Raw genomic sequence first — 20024 nt, forward strand, 5'->3', positions numbered from 1 at the left:
GGAATCAGGCAGCCCGGCACCACATCGGCACTCACTCCCCGTCCCGGCGGTCACGGTGGATCAGGGCCGCCGTGAGTGCCGTCACGATCAGGAGGGCGCAGCAGACCGGGGTGAGGAAGCCGAGCATCAGGGGGTTTCGGGGCGGGAGCGGGTGATTGCGGATTCCACCGCCGCGATGCGGTCCGCGAGCAGGGTGAGGGCGGCGATCGCCCGGGTCGTCGGGTCCTGGTCCGGGGTGCCGAGGGTGCGGGTGCGGATGTGGGCCGTCTTCAGCTCGGTCCAGCGGGCGGCCTGTTCGGGGGTGAGGGTGCCGCGCAGTTCGGCGAGTTTCAGGAGGTTGGCCTCGGCGCCGGTGGTGAGGGTCTGGGCCTCCGCCGTGTAGTGGTCGTGGACGACGGCCTCGCGTTCGGTGTCGTTCATGACCGGGCGCAGCCGCTGGACGATCTTGTTCATGTCGCGGTAGGAGCCCTGGAGGCGGAAGGGGGGTTCCGTGCGGGCGGCCGTGGCCTGGCCGGCGGAGGCGATGTAGGCCGCGTTGACCGACAGGACCGTGTCACGGACGGCGAGGAGGTGGCGCAGGACGGAGACGGTGCGGTCCAGTTCGGCCGGGGGCAGCGGGGACGAGAGGCGGTCCGCGCGGGCCGTGGGGTCGGCCGCGGCGAGCCGGACCAGCAGTTCCAGGTCGGCCCGGTCGCGGGCGGCGAGCGGGGCCAGGACCGGGTTGGCGGTGAGCGCGTTCTCCACGAAGCTGAGGGCGAAGACGTCCTCCTTGCCGGTGAGGACGTCGCCGAGGTTCCACACGTCGGCCCGGTTGGCGAGCATGTCGGGGATGCGGAAGCGCTCGCCGGACTCGGTGTAGGGGTTGCCCGCCATGCACACCGCGAACCGCTTGCCGCGCAGGTCGTAGGTGCGCGGCGCGCCCTCCCACACGCCGTCCACGCGCCGGGTGGCGTCGCACAGCGGGATGAACTTCTGGAGCAGCTCCGGCGAGGTGTGCTGGATGTCGTCCAGGTAGAGAAGGGTGTTGTTGCCGGCCGCCAGCGCGAAGTTGATCTTCTCGATCTCGCGGCGGGCGGTGGCGTTCGGGGCGTCGGCGGGGTCCAGCGAGGTCACGGTGTGGCCGAGCGCCGGGCCGCTGATCTTGACGAGCATCAGGCCGAGCCGGTCGGCGACGTACTCCATGAGGGTCGTCTTGCCGTAGCCAGGCGGGGAGACGAGGAGGAGCAGGCCGCCGGTGTCGGTGCGCTTGGACTCGCCGGTGGTGCCCAGCTGGCGGGCGAGGCTGTCGCCGATCAGGGGCAGGTACACCTCGTCCACGAGACGGTTGCGGACGAACGCCGACAGCACCCGAGGACGGTGGTCGTCCAGGCGGAGCCGCTCGCGTTCGGCGGCGAGCAGGGCCGTACGGCTGCGCTGGTAGGCGCGGAAGGCGGGGACGTCCGTGGCGGCGAAGCGGGCCGTGCGGGCGAGGAACTCGTCCAGCCGGAGAGTCAGCCGGCCGCCCTGCACGCGCGGGTGGGTGCCGAGGAGGCCCTCGGCCGTCACGGTGAGCGGGGCGTCGCCGTCGTAGCGGGCCAGGCCCGGGCACAGCTCGGCGGCGACCGCCTCGGCCAGCTCGCCGGGACCGGCCTCGGTGCCGGTGGCCGCGGCGAACGCGCCGAGCCAGGCCGCGACCACCTGCCGGCGCGCCGCCAGCTCGGTGAGTCCCTCCAGGTCGTAGCCGCCCTCGGCGTGCCGGAACTTCTCCAGCAGGGTGCGCGCGGCGGCGCCCAGCACGAACCCCTCGGGCCCGCAGGTCAGTTCCTCGAAGAGGTACGCGGCGGCCGGGCCGCCCGCCGCCTCGCCGTCCCACGCCTCGATCGCCGCGGCCAGCTCCTGCTGAAGCTCCCCGATGGCCGGTACGGCGCCGAAGGCGTCCCGCGCCCGGGCCAGCGACACCGCCCGCCGGGTCCAGGCGGTGCGCGCGTCCGCCGTCGTGCCGTGCGCCCAGAACAGCTGGGCGGTGGCCCGGGCGGCGGGCTCGTGGCGCAGGGTGCCGGCCCCGTCGTGGAGCGGCAGCAGGGCGGTGAGGAGGAGCGTCGCGTCGTGGTCGTGGACGCCGCGCTCGTACCCCTCGTCGTAACGCCCCTGCGCCGCCCGGCGGACCAGCGCGGGCAGGTCGGCGGCGGCCAGGGCGGCCGGGCCGTGCTCGGCGAGCAGCCGGGCGGCGAGGTGTTCGGCGCGGTAGACCTCCGGGGACTCGGAGGGCAGCCGGCGGTCCCAGTACCGGCGTGTCTCGGCGAAGGCGGGGTCGGTGACCGGGCGGCGGTAGTCCGTGCCGGTGACCGCGAAGGCGAGGCCGTCGCCGTGCGGGACGAGCGTCAGGTCGAGCGGCTGGGTGTTGACGGCGAAGCGGTGCCCGCCGAGCAGCAGGGCGTGGCCGTCGTCGGCGTACAGGTCGGCGCGGTCGCGCAGCGCGCGGGCGGCCTCCTGGCGGGCGGCCTTGAGCCGGCCGTCCAGCTCCTCGGCGCGCACGCTGTCGCCGAGCCCGCGCAGCTCCTTTGCGGTACGGCGGACCTTGGCGACCAGCGGATCGGAGGCGAAGTAGGCGGTGACCGCGTCGGCGTCGGGCAGGCCGGCGGCGCGCCGGGCGACGGTCTCCAGCACCCGCCCGGCGGAGACGGCGAGCTGCTCGGCGCGGCGGGCGCGGGCGTCGGCGAGGGACTGCTTGCGGGCGGCGAAGGCCTCGTAGATCTCGGTGCGCTTGTCCGCGAGGTCGGCGAGGAAGTCGTCGAACTCGGCGAACCGGCCGTCCAGTTCCTCCAGCCGGGCCAGCAGCGAGGCGAGCTGGTCGTCGCACTCCTCGGGGGTGCCGGACACGGCGAGCGCGGCGGTGACGGCCTGCGCGAGCAGCGCCGTCTCGGCGGCGAACTCGGCGCGTCCCTCCTGGTCCTGGAGGCCGCGGCGGCGGCCCTCCAGGGTGGCGCGGGCCCGGTTGACGCCGCCCAGCACGTCGGCGATCCGCTCCAGCACCGCCGTACGCACGGTGGCGTCGGCGATGTCCAGCCCGGTGACGACCTCGGTGACCGTGCGCAGACCGTCGGCCAGCTCGTCCAGCCGGGCGGCGACGGGTGCCGCCCCGGCCACGGTCTCGATGGCGGCCGCCTCGGCGACCAGCCGCTCGACCTCCTCCCGCTGCCCGGTGAAGGCGTCCTCGCGGGCCAGGAAGGTCACCGCGCGCTTTCCGAACGTGTCGAGGTCGGCCGCCGTCCGGGCGGCCAGCTCGTCCACCTGCGCGGTGTCGACGTAGCGCAGTTCCTTCAGGGTCAGCAGATGGCCGTGCGCGTGCCGGAGTTCGGTCAGTCCGCGCACCCAGGCGGCGGCCTCGCGCGGGGCCTCGCCGCGCAGCCGGCGCACCACGGCGGCGATCCGCTCGGCGCCCTCCGCGAGGGCCTCGGCGGCCTGCCGGGTCAGCTCGCGGACCGTCTCGAACTCGCCCAGCACCTGCTCGCCGGTCTCCCGTACGGCCGTCAACGGGCCGAGCAGGCCGCCGAGTTCGGGGTCGCCCAGCCAGTGGTGGGTGTCGGCGGCGCGGACGCAGGCGGCGACCAGCGCGCGGTAGCCCTCCCCGGTGTGGATGCCGTCGGCCACCAGCCGGGCCACGGACAGGCAGTCGGCGAGCCCGCGCACCAGGTCGGCGTTGCCCACCCGGGCGAGCGCCCCGGTGCCGGTGCGCAGCGCGGCCGCGTGGGTGTCGGAGACGTACGGCGAGGTCCACCACTGGAGCGGATGGGTGTGCGCGGGCTCCTCCCCGGCGGCGCGCAGCACGGCCAGGGCGCCGTCCCCGAAGAGCGCCCAGCCCCGGCACGGCAGCGGGTTCGCGACCTCCTTGCGCAGGGTGTTGTACGACAGCAGCAGGGTGCGGCCCGCGGTGCGGGAGCGGAACGCGTACAGCACGTCCTCGCCGTTCGGCGCCCGCACCTCGCGCTCGAACTCCAGCCCCTCGACGTCGAGTTCGTACGTCTTGTGCGCCCCCGTGGCCAGGCAGTAGCCGCCCGGGAACACGATCCCCTGCTCCTCCGGCAGCCGCCGGCAGGCCTGCCCGATGCCGTCCAGCCGGACCACGGCCCGGGTCAGCGTGTTGAACACCAGGTAGCGGTCGGCGTCCTCCTTGTACGGCCGCACCCGCAGCAGCACCAGCGGGCCGACCCGGGCGTGTGCGACGGCGGCGTCGGCGAGGGCCTGGAGGGGCTCGTGCACGGGCTCGGTGTACAGCACGTCCTGCTGTGCACCGTCTCCGGAGTCGTCCCGCGTGCGGACGGTGAGGTGCCCGCCGACGGTGGACACGCCCAGCCCGGCGGGGACGGCCACATAGGGCTCCCGGCCCAGGACGTGGTCCTCGCGGGTGGTCTCCGTCCAGGTCAGGTCCTGGGCGGGCGGGAAGACGTCGTCGCGGTCGCCGCGGGCGTCCAGGAAGCGGACCCGGCCGTCGTCGCCGACGTTCCAGCGCAGGGCGCGGACGTCCTCGGCCTTGTCGCCGGTGCGGAACACCGCGAGCAGCCGGCCCTCCACCCGGCGCAGCCGCAGCAGCCGGGCCTGCCGGTAGTAGCGGTGCAGGGCGGTGAACTCCCGCACGAACGCCGGGTCGTCGAGCAGGCCCGGTACGGCGTCCTCGGGCAGCCGCTCGCCGTCCCGGCCGTACAGCGCGAGGACGTCCCCGACGGCCGGCTCGGCCTCCCCGCCGCCGGGGTGGCCGCTGCCGAACAGCAGCGCGTCCCCGACGGCCACGATGTCACCCGGAAGACAGGGGCGCGCGGTGCTCAGCCTGCCGGTGGCGGCGAGCTCGAGCCCGGCGGAGCCGAACTCCTCGGCGCGCCGGGCGTTCAGCGCCTCCGCCCTGTGGGCCAGCTCCCTGGCCTGCGCGGCGAGCCGGTCGCGGAGCACCTCGTAGGTACCGGCGTCGACGGATTGCTCCGCAGGGGTTGCCATGGGTTGCTGCTTCCCTTCGTGGGCCGGGTGGGGTCGCCGTGGGGGTTGGGGTGGTGGGCGATGCCCCCGCCCCGGCCGTGGCCCCGGTCCCGCCGCCGACCCCCGTGCGGGGGCGGGACCGGGGGTTCTCAGGAGGCGCGGGCGGGTGCGCTGCCGTTCAGGGCGGTCAGCGGGGTGTCCGAGAGGCCCAGCTCACCGGCCCGGTCGAGCAGCTTCTGGAACTGCCCGGCCGTGGCCCCGCCCCCGTTCATCAGCTTCATCAGCAGCGCCGACACCGTCAGGTTCTGCACATCGGCGGTGCTGACCGAGCCGAGGAGGCCGCTCAGGTCCTCGGTGAAGCTGCGCGACCCGTCCAGCCAGGGACCCGCCAGGGTCTGCGCCGTACGGGAGTTGTCCATGAACCCGTCGACGCCCTTGCCGAGCGCGACCGAGGAGACGAGCCGGTCGAAGAAGACGGACTCCCCGCCGACGATGTCGATGTCGGCGTGCTCCAGGCCGGTGGCGAGCACCGTGGCCTGCGCCTCGGCGACCTGCCGCTGGGTCTCCAGCCCAGCCAGCCGGACCTCCTTCTCCGTCTGGAGCCGCAGCCGGTACTCCTCGTGGCCGCGCGAGGCGTCGTCGAGGGCGGCCATCGCGGCGGCCTTCTCGGTCAGACCGGCGGCCTCGGCCTTCAGCTTCTCGCCGATCGCCGTGGCCTCGGCGAGCGCCTTGGCCTTGGCGCCCTCGGCGTCCGCGAGCCCCTTGGCCCGGGTGCCCTCGGCCTCGGCCTTGAGCCGCGCCTCGGTGGCCTCCGCGGCGGCGCGGGCGCCCTCGGCCTCCGCCAGGGCCTTCGCCCGGGCGCCCTCGGCCTCGGCGAGCGCCTTCGCCTGGACGCCCTCGGCCTCCGCACGCAGCAACGCCTGGGTGGCCTCCGCCTCCGCGCGGCCGGCCTTGACGGTGACCTCGGCCTCCTTGTCGCGGACCTGGACGGCGGCCAGCCCCTCCGCGGCGGCCTCCGCCTGGACGCCCTCGGCGAGCCGCAGCTTGGCCCGGGCGTCGAGGTCGGCGGTCTTCAGCCGGGCCTCGGCGAGGGTGAGCGACTCGGCGGCGTGGTGCCGGGCGGCCTGCTCGGCGGCCTCGGCGGCCTTGATGTCCTTGACCAGCTTCTCCTGCGCCTCCGCCTCGGCGGCGATGACGATGGCCTGCCGGTCCCGCTCGGCCTGCTCGACCGCGCGGAGCTTCTTGATGGACTCCTCCTGCTCGGCGACCGTACGGTCCACCGCGACCCGCTCCCGGATGACCTCGGCGATCTCCCGCTTCTCCGCCTCGACCTCCTTCTCGGCGGAGATCTGGGTCAGCTGGGTCTCCCGCTCACGGGCGATGACCTCCAGCATCCGGTCCTTCTCGATGCGCTCGTTCTCGACGGCGATGACCCGCTCGCGGTTCTTCGCGGCGACGGCGATCTCCCGGGCCTGGTTCTCCCGCTGGACGCCCAGCTGCTCCTCGGTGCGCAGGAAGGCGCTCTGCGCGCGCAGCCGCTCCTCCTCGACCACGCGGGCGGTCTCGGCCTCCTCGCGCGCCCGGGAGGTCTCGATCTCCCGCTTCTGCTTGATCTCGGCGTCCGCCTGCCGGCGCTCCAGCTCCAGGATGGCCTCGCGGGCGTCGACGTTCTGCCGGGTGATCTCCTTCTGCTCGTTGCGCTGGGCCTCGTTGGTGCGCACGTGCTCGATCGCCGTCAGCTCGGTGATCTTGCGGATGCCCTGGGCGTCGAGGACGTTGGCGGGGTCGAGCTGGGTGAGCGGGGTCTGCTCCAGGTAGTCGATCGCGGCGTCCTCGAGGTGGTAGCCGTTGAGGTCGACACCGATCAACTCGATGATGTGGTACCGGAGTTCCTCGCGCTTGGTGTAGAGGTCGGTGAAGTCCATCTGCTTGCCGACGGTCTTCAGCGCCTCGGAGAACTTCGCGTGGAACAGCTCCTGGAGCGTGTCCTGGTGGCTGGCGCGCTCGGTGCCCACGGACTGGGCGACCTTGATGACGTCCTGGACGGTCTTGTTGACCTTCACGAAGAACAGGATGCGGATGTCGGCCCGGATGTTGTCCCGGCAGATGAGCCCGTCCCGGCCGGAGCGGCTGATCTCGATCGTCTTCACCGAGATGTCCATGACCTCGGCCTTGTGCAGGATCGGCAGCACGACCTGGCCGGTGAAGGACACGTCGACCCGGCGGGTCTTCGACACGATCAGCGCCTGGCTCTGGTCCACCTTGCGGTACAGCCGGGAGAAGAGGACCAGCAACAGCAGTACGACGACGAGACAGGCGGCGATGAGCACGCCGAGCGCTTCCATGGCATACGTCCTTGCGTCAGACGATAAATCGGAGCCCCCGTGGTCCCGGTGCCGGGCGGCGCCGTACTGCCGACGCCCGGCACCGGGACCCTCCGTAGCGCTCCCCCGCGCAGCATGCTGCGGGAGAGGCGCACGCCCGCGCATTGCCGGTCTCCGGCAGTCTTCACTACTGTCTGAATGCCGGAAGGGCGCTAAGAAACCGTCACCGGCGCGTCAGGATCACGGAAACGGGGGCCGCTTCCCGGCATCGGTGCGGGGGCGGGGTCATGGGGGCGGCGTGCGCGAGCATCAGGACACACCGGGGCACTATCCGAACTACCTGGACGGGTTCCCGCGCGCCCTCGCCGAGGCCGCGGCCACCGGCCGCCGGCTGACCCGGGAGGAGCTGAAGGAGCGCCGCGCCCTGGGCGAGCAGGCCGCCGAGGCCGGGCACGGGCTGCGCTCGCTGGTCGTCGCCCACCTCGCCGCCGCCCGTGCCGCCTGGCCGGCCGGGCCGGTCTCGACGGAGAGCACGCTGGCCGCGCTGGCCGCCGTGGAACAGGCGGTGGACGCGTTCGCCGAGGGTTACGAACGCGCCCAGCGGCTCGCCGTGCGCCGGGAGGAGACGGCGCGCCGGGAGTTCATCGACGACCTGCTCTACGGCCGCAGCGACCTGGGCCGGGTCGCCTCCCGCGCGGAACGCTTCGGTCTGCGGCTGTCCCGCGCGCACGCGGTCGCGGTGGCCGAGGGCCCGGTCGGCTACGGCGAGGGCGACCCGGTCGCCCGGAAGGTCGAGGCCGCCGTACTCGCCCGGTTCGACTCGCGCAGCATCCTGCTCACCACGAAGAACGGCCGGCTGCTGTGCATCGCGCCCGGCGACGAGGACGAGGTGCTCACCTACTTCGCCAAACAGGCGCACGCCGCCACGGACGGCTGCCGGGTCGCCATCGGCCGCCCGCAGCCCGGCGCCGGCGGGGTCGTGCAGTCGTACGAGGAGTCGCTCGCCGCGCTGGAGATGGCCGGCCGGCTCGGCCTGGACACACCCCTGCTGCGCGCCGCCGACCTGCTGGTCTACCCCGTGCTCGCGCGCGACCGGCAGGCGATGGCCGACCTGGTGCAGCACACGCTGGGCCCGCTGACCTCGGCCCGGGGCGGCGCCGTGCCGCTGCTGGAGACCCTCTCGGCCTACTTCGACTCCGGCTGCGTCGCGGCGGAGGCCGCCCGCCGTCTCTCCCTCAGCGTCCGCGCGTTCACCTACCGCCTGGAGCGCATCCACAAGCTCACCTCGGCCAATCCCGCCGACCCGTCCCACCGCTACATGCTCCAGACCGCGATCATCGGGGCCCGCCTCCTGGACTGGCCGAACCAGCCGCTGTGAGGGCGCCGGGCCACCTCACGGGACGTCAGGCCGCCTCACAGGGCGTTAGGAAAGTACTTGCATTTACGGAAAGTACTGTCCATGCTGAAGGTACGCACGGAGGAGCGGACCGACCAACCGCCCCTCCCCACACCGGAGGTACACGTATGGACACGGGGGAACCGATGGGCACGGGCGAACCGATGGACCCGAAGCAGGCCGAGGAGGCCCTCGCGGCCGCCCGTTCCGCGCGCTGCGCGGCGCGGCAGGCGGGCGACGAGCGGCACCGGCCGCTGGGCTACGCGATCGGGCAGGGACTGGCCTCGGCGGTCGGCTTCAGTGCGCTGGGGCTGGCCGACCGGCAGCCCCAGTGGGCTCCCTGGCTCGCCGGGCTGGCGGTGCTGAGCCTGCTCGTCTTCCTCGCGCTGATCTGGGCGGGCGTGCACCACACCGGAACGGTGCGCTGGTTCGGCGGGGACAGCGGGTGCGACCGGCCGCGCCGGCAGGTGTGGGTGCTGGCGCTGACGCCCGTCGCGATCGGCCTGCTCGGGTACGCGTTCTACGGCGCCGCCGGCTGGCTCGTCGCCTTCGGCGTGAGCGAGGGCGCCGGACGCGTCCTGAACGCGGCCCTGGCGGGACGGGTGGCGAGCACGGCATGACCGATCCCGGCACGACGCCCCCGGCCCTCGACCGCGAGCTGCACCATCCGACCCGGCTGGCCCTCGCCGCCTACCTCTCGGCCTGCGGCGAGGCGGAGTTCGGCGTCCTGCGGGACTACTGCCAGGTGTCCGACTCCACGCTCAGCAAGACGCTCTCCGCGCTGGAGAAGACGGGCTATGTCGGCATCCGCAAGGGCCATCTCGGCAAGCGGCCGCGCACCTGGGCCTCGCTCACCTTCGCCGGCCGCCGGGCGCTCAGCCGCCATCTCGCGGCCCTGGAGGAGATCGCGGCGACGGCGCGCCGGGCCGCGGCCGAACAGGACACCGGCGGCTGAGCGGCCGGCCAGGGCACCGGCCGACCGGCCGCCCGGGCGGCTACTCGTCGTCGACGGTCCGCACCGGGGTGACCTCCCCGGGCTCGCGCAGCTCGGTCTGTTCCGAGCGGACGAGCAGGACGTCGCCGACGAAGAGGTCGTAGATCAGCACCCCGATCACTCCGCCGATCAGCGGCCCGACGATGGGGATCCACCAGTAGTTGCTGAACGCGCCGGAGACGCTCCCCGGGAACGCCAGGCTCTTCCAGCCGGCCAGCCAGGTGAACAGCCGCGGCCCGAAGTCACGGGCGGGGTTGATGGCGTAGCCCGCGTTCGCGCCGTAGGACATGCCGATCGCGGCGACGATGAAGCCGACCAGCAGCGGGCCGAGGTTGGACTGCACGGCCTGGTTGCGCAGGTCGATGATGGCGACGACCAGCATGACCAGGAAGGCCGTGCCGACGATCTGGTCGATCAGCGGGCCCCAGACGCCCCCGTGGAAGTAGGGCGCCGGGAAGGTCGCGAAGATCGAGAACGTGGCCAGGGTGTGCCCGTTCGTCTTGGGCCCCTTCGAGGCGCCGTCGAAGGCGTTGATCGCGTTGTGGTAGACGAGGTAGACCAGCGCCGCCCCGGCGAACGCGCCGACGAGCTGCGAGATCCAGAAGGGCAGCACCTTCGCCCAGGCGAAGCCGCGGCGCACGGCCATGGCCAGCGTCACCGCCGGGTTGAGGTGGGCGCCGCTGACGCCGCCGGCGACGTAGACGCCGAAGGTGACGGCCATCGCCCAGCCCCAGGTGATCAGCAGCCAGTCACCGGCCGCGAGGAAGATCGTGGTGGGGGTGGCGGCGCGGCCCGAGCCGGGCAGCGCGGCCACCGCCATCGCGACCACGCCACAGCCGAAGGAGATGAGCACGAAGGTCCCGAGGAACTCCGCGAGGCACTCGCCCAGCAGCCCGCCCCTGCTGCGCATGCGGGACGGCTTGATGAGCGCGGGAATTTCGACAGCCATGGAGGCCCCCTTGCAGAGGACAATACGGCCAACATCACCATATTGGCGTACAGAGGCCTTCCCCGCAGAACGGGACCGGCCGGGGCCGCCTCAGCTGTCCAGGTCGTCGGCGTAGTGCCGGAACCCGTGCCGGTCCCGGTGCATGCCCCACAGCAGCTCGGCCAGCACCTCCGGGTCCTTGCGCGCGTGCCCCGGCACGATCGCCCCCGGGATCACCAGCTGCGCCACATGGATCGACTCCCGCGCCAGCCGGTCGTGCAGCAGATGGCCGTACGCGCTCTCGGCGGCGAACGCCACCGACGTCCCGGCCCGGTCCGGCTGCGGTACGGCCGCGGTCCCGCCGTTGACCAGCAGAATCGTCCCCCGTCCCAGCCGCCGCATACCCGGCAGCACCCGCTGTACGGCGGCGACGACCCCGTACACCGAGAACTCGATGGGCCCGACCAGATCCCGGGGTCCGGTCTCCAGCACCGGCCGCATGAAGTCCCGGTGCGGTACGGGGCTGTACTGGAGCACCTCCACGGTCCCCAGCTCGCGCGCGGCGGCGTCCAGGGCGGCGCCCAGCTTCTCGGGCCTGCGGACGTCGGCGGTGAAGCCCCGGGCGGTGACGCCCTGCTCGGCCAGATCCCGGACGAGTCCGTCCAGCCGGTCCCGGTCCCGGGCGACGAGCGCGACCCGGAACCCCTCCCGCCCGAAGCGGCGGGCGACGGCGGCCCCGAGCCCCGGCCCGGCGCCCACGATGGCGATACTGCTCACCCACCATCCCTACCGCGCCCGCGCCGGCAGCGCACCCGGGCCGGGCTACCGCCCGGAGCCCCGGTCCCGCAGCGCGCCGACGCCGTCGACACCGGCGAACCGGTGCCGTGCGTGCGCCAGCCGCCGCGCGTCCCGCAGCCCCCGGGCGGCCCGGGCCTCGATCCCCGCGGCCTCCGGCCCGCCGGCCGGCCGCCGCCGCTCGCGCCGCACCAGCACCGCCACGGCCAGCCCCAGAACTCCGGCCACCGCTCCCAGGGCAACGCCCATACGACCCACCGTCCCCGTCCGTATCCGATCGGCTTCAGACCAGACGACGGTACGCCTGCCGCGCCGGGCCGGCCTCGGGCTCAGGCCATCCAGAAGAAGACGGCCGTCATCCGCTTCTCCTCCAGCGTGGTGCCGCAGTAACCGGTCGCGCTGTGCACGAGGTTGGCGTTGTAGAGGAGCAGGCGGTTGTACTTGTGCGGGACGCGGACGTCCTCCTCGAAGTGGTCGCCGGGGACGTACCGGGTGCCGAGGGCCTCGACCAGGTTGTTGTGCGGGGCCTGGACGATGTTGCCGCCCAGCCGGCCGCCGGGCAGCGACTGGCGGTAGAAGGCGGTGCCGCAGTCCTTGGGGGCGGTCGGGTTGAGGTAGAGCACGGCGGCGTACCGGCACAGGGCGCGGGAGTCGGTGTGCGGGCGCGGAGTGCTCTCGCCCTCGCCGACCACCTGGACGCAGTTGTGGTTCAGCGTCCCGCCGCCGGGCGCCTGCTGCACCCACAGCTCCTTGGCACCGGTGGCCTGCTTCACCAGCCGTTCCACGCGGGCCAGTTCGGCGGGCAGCAGGCCGGGCATGGCGCGCAGGCCGGGCCAGGTCTCGGAGGTGTACGGGTAGCCCTCGACCCAGTCGTCCTTGGCCAGGCACCGCTCGCGTACGGCGTCGACGTCGGGCAGGACATCGTCCAGGACCCAGTAGTCACGGCCCTTGGTGGGCTTGCGGTAGGGCAGGACCGGCAGGGCGGCGGGCGTCCTGGGGGCAGGCTGTGGGGGCATGCTGCGAATCTAGGCCGGGGTTTGGTACGGCTTCTCCCGGCGCCGGGTCAACCTTTCCCCAACCGTCTGTCATGTACACCAATACATGATCAAGGGATCTTTACCCGTCCGACACCCGCCGGGCCGAGAAGAACCGCTCCGCCGTGCGTACTCATGGGCGTCCGAACCGCCCCTGCCGCAGGAGACACGGTGCGCTTTTCACGGAACGCGGTCGGCACCCTCGTGGTGAGCGGTGCCATGGTCCTGACCCTCACGGCCCTCGCCTACCCGAGCATGCTCGGCCTGGACAAGGTCACCACCGCCCAGGACCGCGTGATCGCCAGCACCCAGTGGGGTCCGCTCACCGAGCAGGACCGCGACTTCGTGGTGAAGGTGCGGGCGGCCGGCCTGTGGGAGTACCCGGTCGGTCAGCTCGGCCTCCAGAAGGCCACCACCCCCGGCGTCCGCACGGCCAGCAAGCACCTGGTCGACGGGCACGCCGCACTGGACGCCAGCTGCCGCAAGATCGCCCCCATGCTGAACATCACCCTGCCCGACCTGGCCAGCCCCCAACAGCAGGGCTTCGTCAGCCAGTTGAAGGCGGACAGCGGGAAGAAGTTCGACAGCGACTTCGCCAACATCCTGCGGATGACGCACGGCGCGATCTTCAACACCATCGCGAAGATCCGCTCCACCACCAAGAACTCGCTGGTGCGCGCCCTCGCCGACCAGGCCAACGACACCGTGCTCGACCATATGACGGTGATGGAGAAGACGGGCCTGGTCGACTTCGACCAGACCCTCTTCCAGCAGACCACCCCGCCGAAGCTGCCGAACAGCGACCTGACCCCGCCGCCCCCGGCCCCCGGCCAGCCGGAAGTCGTCCTCACCCCGCCCCCGAACCCCACCTCCACCCCCCTGGACCTCAACGGCCTCCTCGGAGGCGGTGGCACGACGCCGAGCCCCTCGGCCGGCTAGACGAGTAGTTCCGATGGTCATGGCGGGGGGATGAGTGCAGCCAGCGCGGTCGGCTGCACCGCGCCGGCGGCAGCCGAGCCGAGCAGCAGGCCGGCCAGTTCATGGGGTCGCGCCTGCTCACCGGTCGGAGCCGCCGCGGTGATCCGGTCCAGTCGGAAGCCTCGACCCGCCTGCCGCGTGCGGCACCAGGCGATGAGGTACCACTTGCCGTCGGCGGTGAGCAGCCCGGCCGGTTCAACGTCGCGCTCGCTCTCCTGCCCCGCCGCGTCGACGTAGGACAGCCGCAGCACTGTGCCGTCGGTGAGAGCCTGCTCCACCGCGGTCCGGACCGACTCCGCGGTCCGCGTCGGCAGCGCGACGATCCGGGCGGCGAGTTCTTCGGCAGCCGTCGAGGCGGGGCCGGTCATCGAGGCCGCGATCTTCTGGGACGCCGTACGGACCGCGCCGGCATAGAGGGCGGAGGCGTCGGCGACGGCGAGCGCGGCGACCAGCGCCGCGGCCTCTTCGGCGGTGAAACGGATCGGCGGGAGAGTCATCGCCTGGTCGATCGACCAGCCGCCGCCCCGCCCGGTTGTGGTGCGCACCGGGACACCCGCCTCCATCAGCGCCTGGAGATCGCGCTGCACCGTGCGCGTGCTCACCTCGAACCGCGCGGCGAGCGCGGCGACCGTCAACGGTCGCGGCGCCGCCGCGCGCAACTCTTCCACCAGTGCGTAGAGCCGAGGAGTACGGTTCATGGGCTGACGCTACCGTCACGCGTCGGCCAGGAAGTCCCGCTCCCGCTGCTGTTCGCGTGCGGTGATGGTCGACGGGAACAGGGTGAAACCGTGCATCGCGCCTGCGACGACGTCGAGTTGCACGGGCGCCCCGGCCGCCTGCCATCGCTGAGCCAGGAAGAGCGAGTCGTCCAGCAGCGGGTCTTGGGTGCCGACGACGATCCGGGCGGGCGGCAGGCCGGTCAGATCGGCGTACAGCGGCGAGACCTGCGGGTCGCGGCGCTCCTCCGGGCTCATTCCCGGCGTGAAGAGCTCGTAACTCCCCCGCAGTGAGTCGGAGTTGCTCAGCAACCGCCGGGAGCCGAACAGCCGCTGGCTCGGTGTCATCGACAGGTCGTAGGGGCCGAAGGCCAGGTGGGCCGCACGGAACGCGCCGGTGATGCCGTGCCGGTCGCGAAGCCGCAGCAGGGTCAGGACGCTCAGGTGGGCGCCGGCCGACTCGCCACCGATCAACAGCCGCCCCGTGCCGAACTCGGTCTCCGCGTGGTCCACCAGCCACCGGGCGGCCGCTTCGCAGTCGTCGGGGCCGGCGGGAAAGGGGTGCTCCGGCGCCAGGCGGTAGTCCACGCTCATCACGGCCAGCCGGGCTTCCACGGCAAGCCGCCACAGCTTCTCGTCCTGCCCGTCCGCCGAGCCGAACGCCCAGCCGCCGCCGTGTATGTGCAGGTACACGCCGTCGACGTGATCCGGCACGAACGCCCGGACCTTCACCCCGCCCCCGACGACGCGGTCCTGGCCCTGCGGCAGTCGCACTGGTGGCGTGTCGCCACCGAGCCGGTTGCGCCGCAGAAGCGCCAGCACGTCTGCATCCACCGCTTGCCCACGAGGTGGACGGCTCGCGGCAGCAGCCTCGAACTGGGCGTTGAATGTCAGGGTCTCGGCGAGGCAGTCCTCATCTGTGATCGTCATGCGCCGACAGTCGCAGCTGTCTGCGACAACACCCTGTCACCCTTTCTCCGTGAACTGCATCACGTCCCTCTCCCGCTGACGAGGGTGTCCGAGATCAGTCTGTGACGACCGAGCTGAACACCCTCTTGGCCGCGCTCTACGGCCGTCGGCCTGGACCGGCCGCACTCCACAAGACCAGCGCACCGATCACAGGCTCGCTGGTTGCGGCTCTGATCAGGCTTGTCCGGGATGGCGCAGTGGATACCGCGTCTGCGCAGGTACCTTTCGATTACCCGGCCTAGCGCGGGAACACGTTGGCGGTGTGACGGCGGCCCGTCCCAAGGGGTGGGAGCGGGCCGCCGGGGTGTGTGCCGGTCAGGCCGCGGCTTTCTGCCGGGCCACTTCCCGGGCCCGCGCCGAGATCTCCCGCACGGCCGGGATGGTCCTGTACGGCCGGATGCTCCTGCGGAGCGTGGCGAAATGTTCGTCCCCGCGGGCGCTGGAGATAGCGGCGTAGTCGTCCAGGAACACGCCCCACTCTTGGCACGCCTCTTCGACGTGCCGCATCTCCATGAGCCGGGAGGCGAGGAGACCGGTGGCGTGTACGCGTCCCTGCCGCTCTCCGGCAGGGCGGGCCTTGTTGGACCGGCGCAGGGCCTTGACCGACGCAGGCCGGTCGCCGAGGGCCCACATGACGTGGGCGACGTGGAATTCGTAGGCGGCGCGGTCGTATCCGCCGATGTGGTCGTTGCGGCCGTCGGCCTGCGAGAGCGCTTCTTCGGTCTCCCGGAGCCGGGTCAGCGCTTGACGGCGGTCGCCGACCATGGCCGCTCCGTGGGCCTGCTGGCCGCGTAGGAACGCCACCAGGCGCGGCCCGGACGCCGGTGCGGCTTCGGCGGCCGAGTCGGCGAGTTCGAGGGCCTTCGGGCCGTAGCCCAGGTTCGACGCCTGCAACGCCATCCCGCGCAGAGTCCGGCAGTACGTCACGTGGTCTTCGGCTTCGCCGGCCAGCTCGAGGGCCTTGACGTAGTAGCGCTGCCCCAGGCCGTGTTCCCGCTCGTACATGGCCATCCAGCCCGTGAGGTACGTCAGGTCCGACGCCGCCGCCCGCATCGCCCGCTTCACCTCGTCCGTGCCGTCAGCGCGCAGATAGGGCCCCACGGTGTTGACCAGGAACGCCGCCGCCATGGGCCGGGCGTGGCCGCCCCCGAGGTCGTCCAGGATGTCCGCGATCCGCTCCGTCATCCGCTCCACGGTCGCCACGTCGGACATGCCGATACAGACGGTCCGACCGGCGGAGACATGCTCGATCCGGCCCGCGACGTCCCGGTACCCGGGGACGACCAGTGCTGCCGAGTACAGGCCCGCGCCGAGCAGAGCACGCCTGGACGGGTCCATGTCCGCCCTTCCGAGATCGACCATCCCCGACACCGCGTCCGGGGAATCGGCCGGATGGTCCTCCCAGCCGAGTTCCGCCGAGGTTACGGGGCGCGCAAGGAGGCGCGAGAGCGCTTCGGCGACGGCCGGTCGGGCCTCCTTCTTCGGCAGATGCCCTTTCAGCCATTGCGAGACGGCCGCTTTGCCGTAGGACAGGCGGAGGCCGAGTTCCGCGCCGACGGTGTTGACCCGGCGGGCGAGCTGGTCGTTCTGAATGTTCCCCTCTCGCATCAACGCCGCAAGGCGGTCGTTCGGTGTGAGTGGTCGACGTCCCATCGAGACCCCCGAGCGTGTGCAACCGGTGCAACTCACCCTCCACTCTGCTCCCTTACCCAGGGAAGCGCAGCGGAGTTGAGTGATTACCGGCCGTCCGGAGATCGTCCGGACGGCCGGTTGACGGCTCACCGGTCCATCCCGCCCCGGAGGGAGGACCGGCGGACACCGAGACGACGAAGAGGCGGTAATGACCACGACTGCTTCCCCCGGACTGCCCGCGCTGCGGCCCCTGACCGGCCCTGTGCCCGGGTACGTGCAGACCCTGCCGCTGGACCCGACGGCGGCAGCGGTGGCGCGGCTGAGCGTCCGCACGGCGCTGGCGTGCTGGGGCCTGGAGAACATGACGGATGACGTCGTACTCGTCGTCTCCGAGCTGGTGACGAACGCCTTTCAGCATGCGCGCCCGGCGTGCCCGCTGCCGGATGATCCGGGCACCTGCCGTCTGACGCTGGAACACCCGGACGCAGGAACCGTGTGGGTGTCGGTCGCGGACTCGTCCGGCCGCCGGGCTGTACGGCGTCCGGCTGACGACGACGCCGAGTCCGGCCGGGGGCTGGCGGTGGTGGACGCCCTGGCGTCCCGCTGGCTGGTCCAGCCGTCCCGGAAGGGCAAGACGGTGTGGGCCGAGCTGAAGGCGACCGGCTCTGCTGTGCTCAGTGGCGTGGGCGGCTGAACCAGGCCACGCCGTCCTTCTGAACCATGAAGACGATCAGCAGAACACCAGCGGCCAGCTCTACGAGGGCTGCCGTGACGACGGCGGTGGGGGCGATGCCGGCGGTGAGGCAGAGCGTGTAGGTGCCGACGACGCAGTGCCAGGCGCCGTAGACGATCGTGCCGATCCGGAGGGCGGTGCCGCCCTTGCCGAATCGTGTGGCGAGCACGAGCGCGAGGGCCGCGTAGACGACACCCTGGAGCATCCCGGACTGCGCAACCGCCATCTGCACTGCCGCGTCCTGCTCCGCCTCCTCGACAGCGGGGGCATGGGACCACCAGGACCCGCTGTAAGGATCGAGAGCGCTCTGCGCCGCCTCGGCCTGAGCGAGCGCAGTCAGGCCCAGAACGATCAGGAAGCCCGCGAGCAGGAACAGGACGATGCGAGCCGCCCTGACCCGCTGCGGCATCTCCACGGAGCCGCCGGCATACGCCGACTGCTGCGCGTACCCGAAGCCCGGCGGCATCTGCGGCCGCGGAGGGTAGCTCGGCGGAGGCGGCATGTACGAGAAGCCGAACCCCGGCTGCCGGCCGGAGAGGTTGCTCTGTTCGGACTCCGGACGCGGTGCCTCGTTCATGAAATGCGTTCTCCTTCGATGTCTGAGGTGGTGAGGGCTCGTGCCGCGGGACAGAAGCCCTCACCGAAGAGCGGCACGTGCTGATCGGCCCTCAGTACGTGCGGGCCTTCTCCCAGCCGCGCGCGTTGTCCAGCGTGGTCGCGAAGTAGTTCCTGGGCGGGACGGTCTGACCGTCGGGCAGGTTCTTGCTGCTGAGGGCGGGGCTGTACTTGCGGAAGATCGCGATCGACTTTGTGAGGCAGTTGTTGAAGCCGATGTCGTAGCCGTTGTTCTTCATGTTGTCGAAGGTGCGCTGCGCGGCCTTGAGGTCACCACTGGCCGTGTTGATGCACCGGTAGGCGTCGTAGTAGCCCGCCCTGTGGTGGCCGTCCCGCTTGATGCTCCTGCGGAGCCCGTCCCAGGTGCCGCCCTTGATCCAGCTGCCGTTGTAGTCCCCGGCCGCAATGTGCAGCTTGCCCTTGTAGCCCTCGGTGGCGCCCCAGATCCAGTGGTTGGTGTTCCGCGGGTCGCGGATCGACCAGGCGACATGACCGTACGTCCGGCCGGCGATTCGGGCGCCCTCCTTGTCCAGGAAGAGGCACACCCGGCCGCCCGTGGCGGCTTCGGCCGTGGCAGGGGTGAGGAGCGGTGCGGCGGTCGCCGAGAGTACGGCCGCGAGGAGGGTGAGGACTGTGCGATGCTTTCGGGTCGTCGATCGGGTCATGGCAGAACTCCGCTCCTGTGTAGGTGGGTTGACGGCGGAACGGCACTGTCGGCGCCCGCCGCAGTTCACTTTCCTGAGTGCCGGAAGCCTGCTCCAGACCCTTCGCCCGGCAGGTGCTTGCAGTGCACGGTGCACACGCTCTGACCTGCTGTTTCACTAGCGCAGTGCAAGCTCTGGGTGGGAGGAGAAGTAGCGGTGAGGGAACCAGGGGAGTCCTTCGAAGGGTTGGCGCACGCCCTCGTCCAGGCCCTGGATGAGTGGCGCGACTGCCTTCAGCAGGTGATGGAGGGGGCTGGGCCCTCCCGTTCGGGGCTGCTCGCCCGGCTGAGGGACGCGGACCCGAAGATCGACAACCCTCTCCTGGGGCATTGGCTGCTCGGCCGCGATCAGCTGCTCGGCGAGAACAGGAGATCCAGCCGTCTGCCGACCGTCCAGGACACCGCCCGGATTGTGGCGGCCTTCCGGGACGATGCAGCGCCCCAACGCGAACGGCTGATGGGGATCGCCCGGCGGATCGAATTCCACAAGACCGAGCTACAGAAGATCAAAGGCCACCAATGGCGAAGTGCGGTAATCAACGCGCTCAAGGCTGCCGAGCCGCCCGCCGACGAACCGGCTCCCCCGCGGACGATCGCGGATCCTCCTGCCCTTGCCGCCTCCCGCTCATGGAAGCGGCCGGCCGGCGTCGCTGCGGCCGTCGGCCTGCTGATCGTTCTGGGAGTCGCTGCGAGGGGATGGTCGGGGTCGACCGAGCAGGGCGGTCAGGCCGAGCCTTCCTCCAGCCCAGCGACATCCGCCGCGGGAACGACTGCCCAGCCCAGTGACGCGCTGGGGGGAGACAGCCGCTGTTCTCCGCCCAAAGCCGGTCCGTCCGGTGTTCATCTGCGTGCCTGCGCGAAGGTCCAGCACGACAAGGTGGTTTTCGCCCTCAAGGTCGACAATCCCACGGCCTCCGCCGCGCACGTCACGGTCAAGGTGGCTGGTTTCTGGGCAGGAGCGGGTCACGACTGCAAGCCCGGGCCCTCCACCAGCCACATCACCGTTGAACCGGGCACCACGTTCACCACCGATCCGGCCCTCTGCGGGACCGCACGCCAGGACGCCCCGCTGGCCTATCAGGGGGAGGCATACATTGCCGCAGGTGACGGGCAGGAGTGGACGGGCCACGCGTGGTCTCCCCGCGCCAACGTCTACGCGGACCGGGGAACCTTGTGGCGGTGCGGTGGCGATGTGCCGTGCTAGGAAGCCTCAGTTACCTCCCCATCTCTCACAACCAGCCTGACGATCGGATGCTCGGA

General features: G+C 72.3%; 17 protein-coding genes. 6 read left to right on the forward strand and 11 right to left on the reverse strand.

Going from position 1 to position 20024, the window contains the following annotated elements:
- Positions 1-126 precede the first annotated feature (126 nt).
- Together ACWCV9_RS19895 and ACWCV9_RS19900 are read right to left on the reverse strand one after the other, a co-directional pair.
- Positions 127-4968 carry a DNA repair ATPase gene (locus tag ACWCV9_RS19895; protein WP_450788268.1) on the reverse strand — a complete coding sequence of 1614 codons (4842 nt, stop codon included), beginning with the start codon at positions 4966-4968 and terminating at the stop codon, positions 127-129.
- A gap of 128 nt (positions 4969-5096) precedes the next feature.
- Entirely contained in the window at positions 5097-7292 is a 2196-nt protein-coding gene (locus tag ACWCV9_RS19900; RefSeq protein ID WP_450788270.1) for a flotillin family protein, read from the reverse strand.
- A 277-nt stretch (positions 7293-7569) separates the two neighbouring features.
- Between ACWCV9_RS19900 and ACWCV9_RS19905 the strand changes: the two genes are divergently transcribed.
- From ACWCV9_RS19905 to ACWCV9_RS19915, 3 genes are all read left to right on the forward strand, one after another.
- A complete protein-coding gene (locus ACWCV9_RS19905) occupies positions 7570-8649 on the forward strand; it encodes a PucR family transcriptional regulator (RefSeq protein WP_450788272.1) in 1080 nt (359 codons plus the stop codon).
- Positions 8650-8795: 146 nt separating this feature from the next.
- Complete coding sequence (locus ACWCV9_RS19910) at positions 8796-9287, forward strand: hypothetical protein (RefSeq protein WP_450788274.1); 492 nt, start codon at positions 8796-8798, stop codon at positions 9285-9287.
- Positions 9284-9622 carry a winged helix-turn-helix domain-containing protein gene (locus ACWCV9_RS19915; RefSeq protein ID WP_450788276.1) on the forward strand — a complete coding sequence of 113 codons (339 nt, stop codon included), beginning with the start codon at positions 9284-9286 and terminating at the stop codon, positions 9620-9622. Before ACWCV9_RS19910 ends, ACWCV9_RS19915 begins: the two co-directional genes overlap by 4 nt.
- A 40-nt stretch (positions 9623-9662) precedes the next feature.
- Here ACWCV9_RS19915 and ACWCV9_RS19920 read toward each other — a convergent pair whose 3' ends face one another.
- The 4 genes from ACWCV9_RS19920 to ACWCV9_RS19935 form a co-directional block, all read right to left on the reverse strand.
- Positions 9663-10610 (reverse strand): MIP/aquaporin family protein, encoded by a 948-nt coding sequence (locus ACWCV9_RS19920; RefSeq protein WP_450788278.1) that lies wholly within the window; start codon positions 10608-10610, stop codon positions 9663-9665.
- Between the two features lie 90 nt (positions 10611-10700).
- Entirely contained in the window at positions 10701-11366 is a 666-nt protein-coding gene (locus ACWCV9_RS19925; RefSeq protein WP_450788280.1) for an SDR family NAD(P)-dependent oxidoreductase, read from the reverse strand.
- 45 nt (positions 11367-11411) lie between these two features.
- On the reverse strand, positions 11412-11633 hold the full coding sequence (locus ACWCV9_RS19930) for a hypothetical protein (protein ID WP_385841679.1): 222 nt from the start codon (positions 11631-11633) through the stop codon (positions 11412-11414).
- A gap of 80 nt (positions 11634-11713) precedes the next feature.
- Entirely contained in the window at positions 11714-12400 is a 687-nt protein-coding gene (locus ACWCV9_RS19935) for a DUF6445 family protein (RefSeq protein WP_385841678.1), read from the reverse strand.
- A 225-nt stretch (positions 12401-12625) separates the two neighbouring features.
- Between ACWCV9_RS19935 and ACWCV9_RS19940 the strand changes: the two genes are divergently transcribed.
- Positions 12626-13357: a DUF4142 domain-containing protein gene (locus ACWCV9_RS19940; RefSeq protein WP_450788438.1), complete on the forward strand. Its 732-nt coding sequence runs from the start codon at positions 12626-12628 to the stop codon at positions 13355-13357.
- A gap of 17 nt (positions 13358-13374) precedes the next feature.
- Here the strand turns inward: ACWCV9_RS19940 and ACWCV9_RS19945 are convergent, their stop codons facing one another.
- From ACWCV9_RS19945 to ACWCV9_RS19955, 3 genes are all read right to left on the reverse strand, one after another.
- Positions 13375-14094, reverse strand: coding sequence for a helix-turn-helix transcriptional regulator (locus ACWCV9_RS19945; RefSeq protein WP_450788282.1), 720 nt, complete (start codon positions 14092-14094; stop codon positions 13375-13377).
- Between the two features lie 15 nt (positions 14095-14109).
- Entirely contained in the window at positions 14110-15042 is a 933-nt protein-coding gene (locus ACWCV9_RS19950) for an alpha/beta hydrolase (RefSeq protein ID WP_450788284.1), read from the reverse strand.
- Positions 15043-15396: 354 nt separating this feature from the next.
- On the reverse strand, positions 15397-16689 hold the full coding sequence (locus tag ACWCV9_RS19955) for a hypothetical protein (RefSeq protein ID WP_450788286.1): 1293 nt from the start codon (positions 16687-16689) through the stop codon (positions 15397-15399).
- Positions 16690-16921: 232 nt separating this feature from the next.
- Between ACWCV9_RS19955 and ACWCV9_RS19960 the strand changes: the two genes are divergently transcribed.
- The gene (locus ACWCV9_RS19960) at positions 16922-17407 is read left to right on the forward strand and encodes an ATP-binding protein (RefSeq protein ID WP_450788288.1); all 486 of its coding nucleotides are present in this window, start codon (positions 16922-16924) and stop codon (positions 17405-17407) included.
- Here the strand turns inward: ACWCV9_RS19960 and ACWCV9_RS19965 are convergent.
- Positions 17388-18023: a hypothetical protein gene (locus tag ACWCV9_RS19965; RefSeq protein WP_450788290.1), complete on the reverse strand. Its 636-nt coding sequence runs from the start codon at positions 18021-18023 to the stop codon at positions 17388-17390. The genes ACWCV9_RS19960 and ACWCV9_RS19965 overlap by 20 nt on opposite strands.
- A gap of 91 nt (positions 18024-18114) precedes the next feature.
- Entirely contained in the window at positions 18115-18726 is a 612-nt protein-coding gene (locus tag ACWCV9_RS19970) for a Tat pathway signal protein (RefSeq protein ID WP_450788292.1), read from the reverse strand.
- A gap of 195 nt (positions 18727-18921) precedes the next feature.
- Between ACWCV9_RS19970 and ACWCV9_RS19975 the strand changes: the two genes are divergently transcribed.
- Positions 18922-19968, forward strand: coding sequence for a hypothetical protein (locus ACWCV9_RS19975; RefSeq protein WP_450788294.1), 1047 nt, complete (start codon positions 18922-18924; stop codon positions 19966-19968).
- Positions 19969-20024 lie beyond the last annotated feature (56 nt).

This window comes from Streptomyces sp. NPDC001606, assembly GCF_053596835.1.

Excerpts from the sequence above, each read along its gene's own strand:
- ACWCV9_RS19895 (WP_450788268.1), bottom strand. The coding sequence starts at position 4,968 with ATGGCAACCCCTGCGGAGCAATCCGTCGACGCCGGTACCTACGAGGTG.
- ACWCV9_RS19900 (WP_450788270.1), bottom strand. The coding sequence starts at position 7,292 with ATGGAAGCGCTCGGCGTGCTCATCGCCGCCTGTCTCGTCGTCGTACTG.
- ACWCV9_RS19910 (WP_450788274.1), top strand. The coding sequence starts at position 8,796 with ATGGACACGGGGGAACCGATGGGCACGGGCGAACCGATGGACCCGAAG.
- ACWCV9_RS19915 (WP_450788276.1), top strand. The coding sequence starts at position 9,284 with ATGACCGATCCCGGCACGACGCCCCCGGCCCTCGACCGCGAGCTGCAC.
- ACWCV9_RS19920 (WP_450788278.1), bottom strand. The coding sequence starts at position 10,610 with ATGGCTGTCGAAATTCCCGCGCTCATCAAGCCGTCCCGCATGCGCAGC.
- ACWCV9_RS19930 (WP_385841679.1), bottom strand. The coding sequence starts at position 11,633 with ATGGGCGTTGCCCTGGGAGCGGTGGCCGGAGTTCTGGGGCTGGCCGTG.
- ACWCV9_RS19935 (WP_385841678.1), bottom strand. The coding sequence starts at position 12,400 with ATGCCCCCACAGCCTGCCCCCAGGACGCCCGCCGCCCTGCCGGTCCTG.
- ACWCV9_RS19945 (WP_450788282.1), bottom strand. The coding sequence starts at position 14,094 with ATGAACCGTACTCCTCGGCTCTACGCACTGGTGGAAGAGTTGCGCGCG.
- ACWCV9_RS19950 (WP_450788284.1), bottom strand. The coding sequence starts at position 15,042 with ATGACGATCACAGATGAGGACTGCCTCGCCGAGACCCTGACATTCAAC.
- ACWCV9_RS19955 (WP_450788286.1), bottom strand. The coding sequence starts at position 16,689 with ATGCGAGAGGGGAACATTCAGAACGACCAGCTCGCCCGCCGGGTCAAC.
- ACWCV9_RS19960 (WP_450788288.1), top strand. The coding sequence starts at position 16,922 with ATGACCACGACTGCTTCCCCCGGACTGCCCGCGCTGCGGCCCCTGACC.
- ACWCV9_RS19965 (WP_450788290.1), bottom strand. The coding sequence starts at position 18,023 with ATGAACGAGGCACCGCGTCCGGAGTCCGAACAGAGCAACCTCTCCGGC.
- ACWCV9_RS19970 (WP_450788292.1), bottom strand. The coding sequence starts at position 18,726 with ATGACCCGATCGACGACCCGAAAGCATCGCACAGTCCTCACCCTCCTC.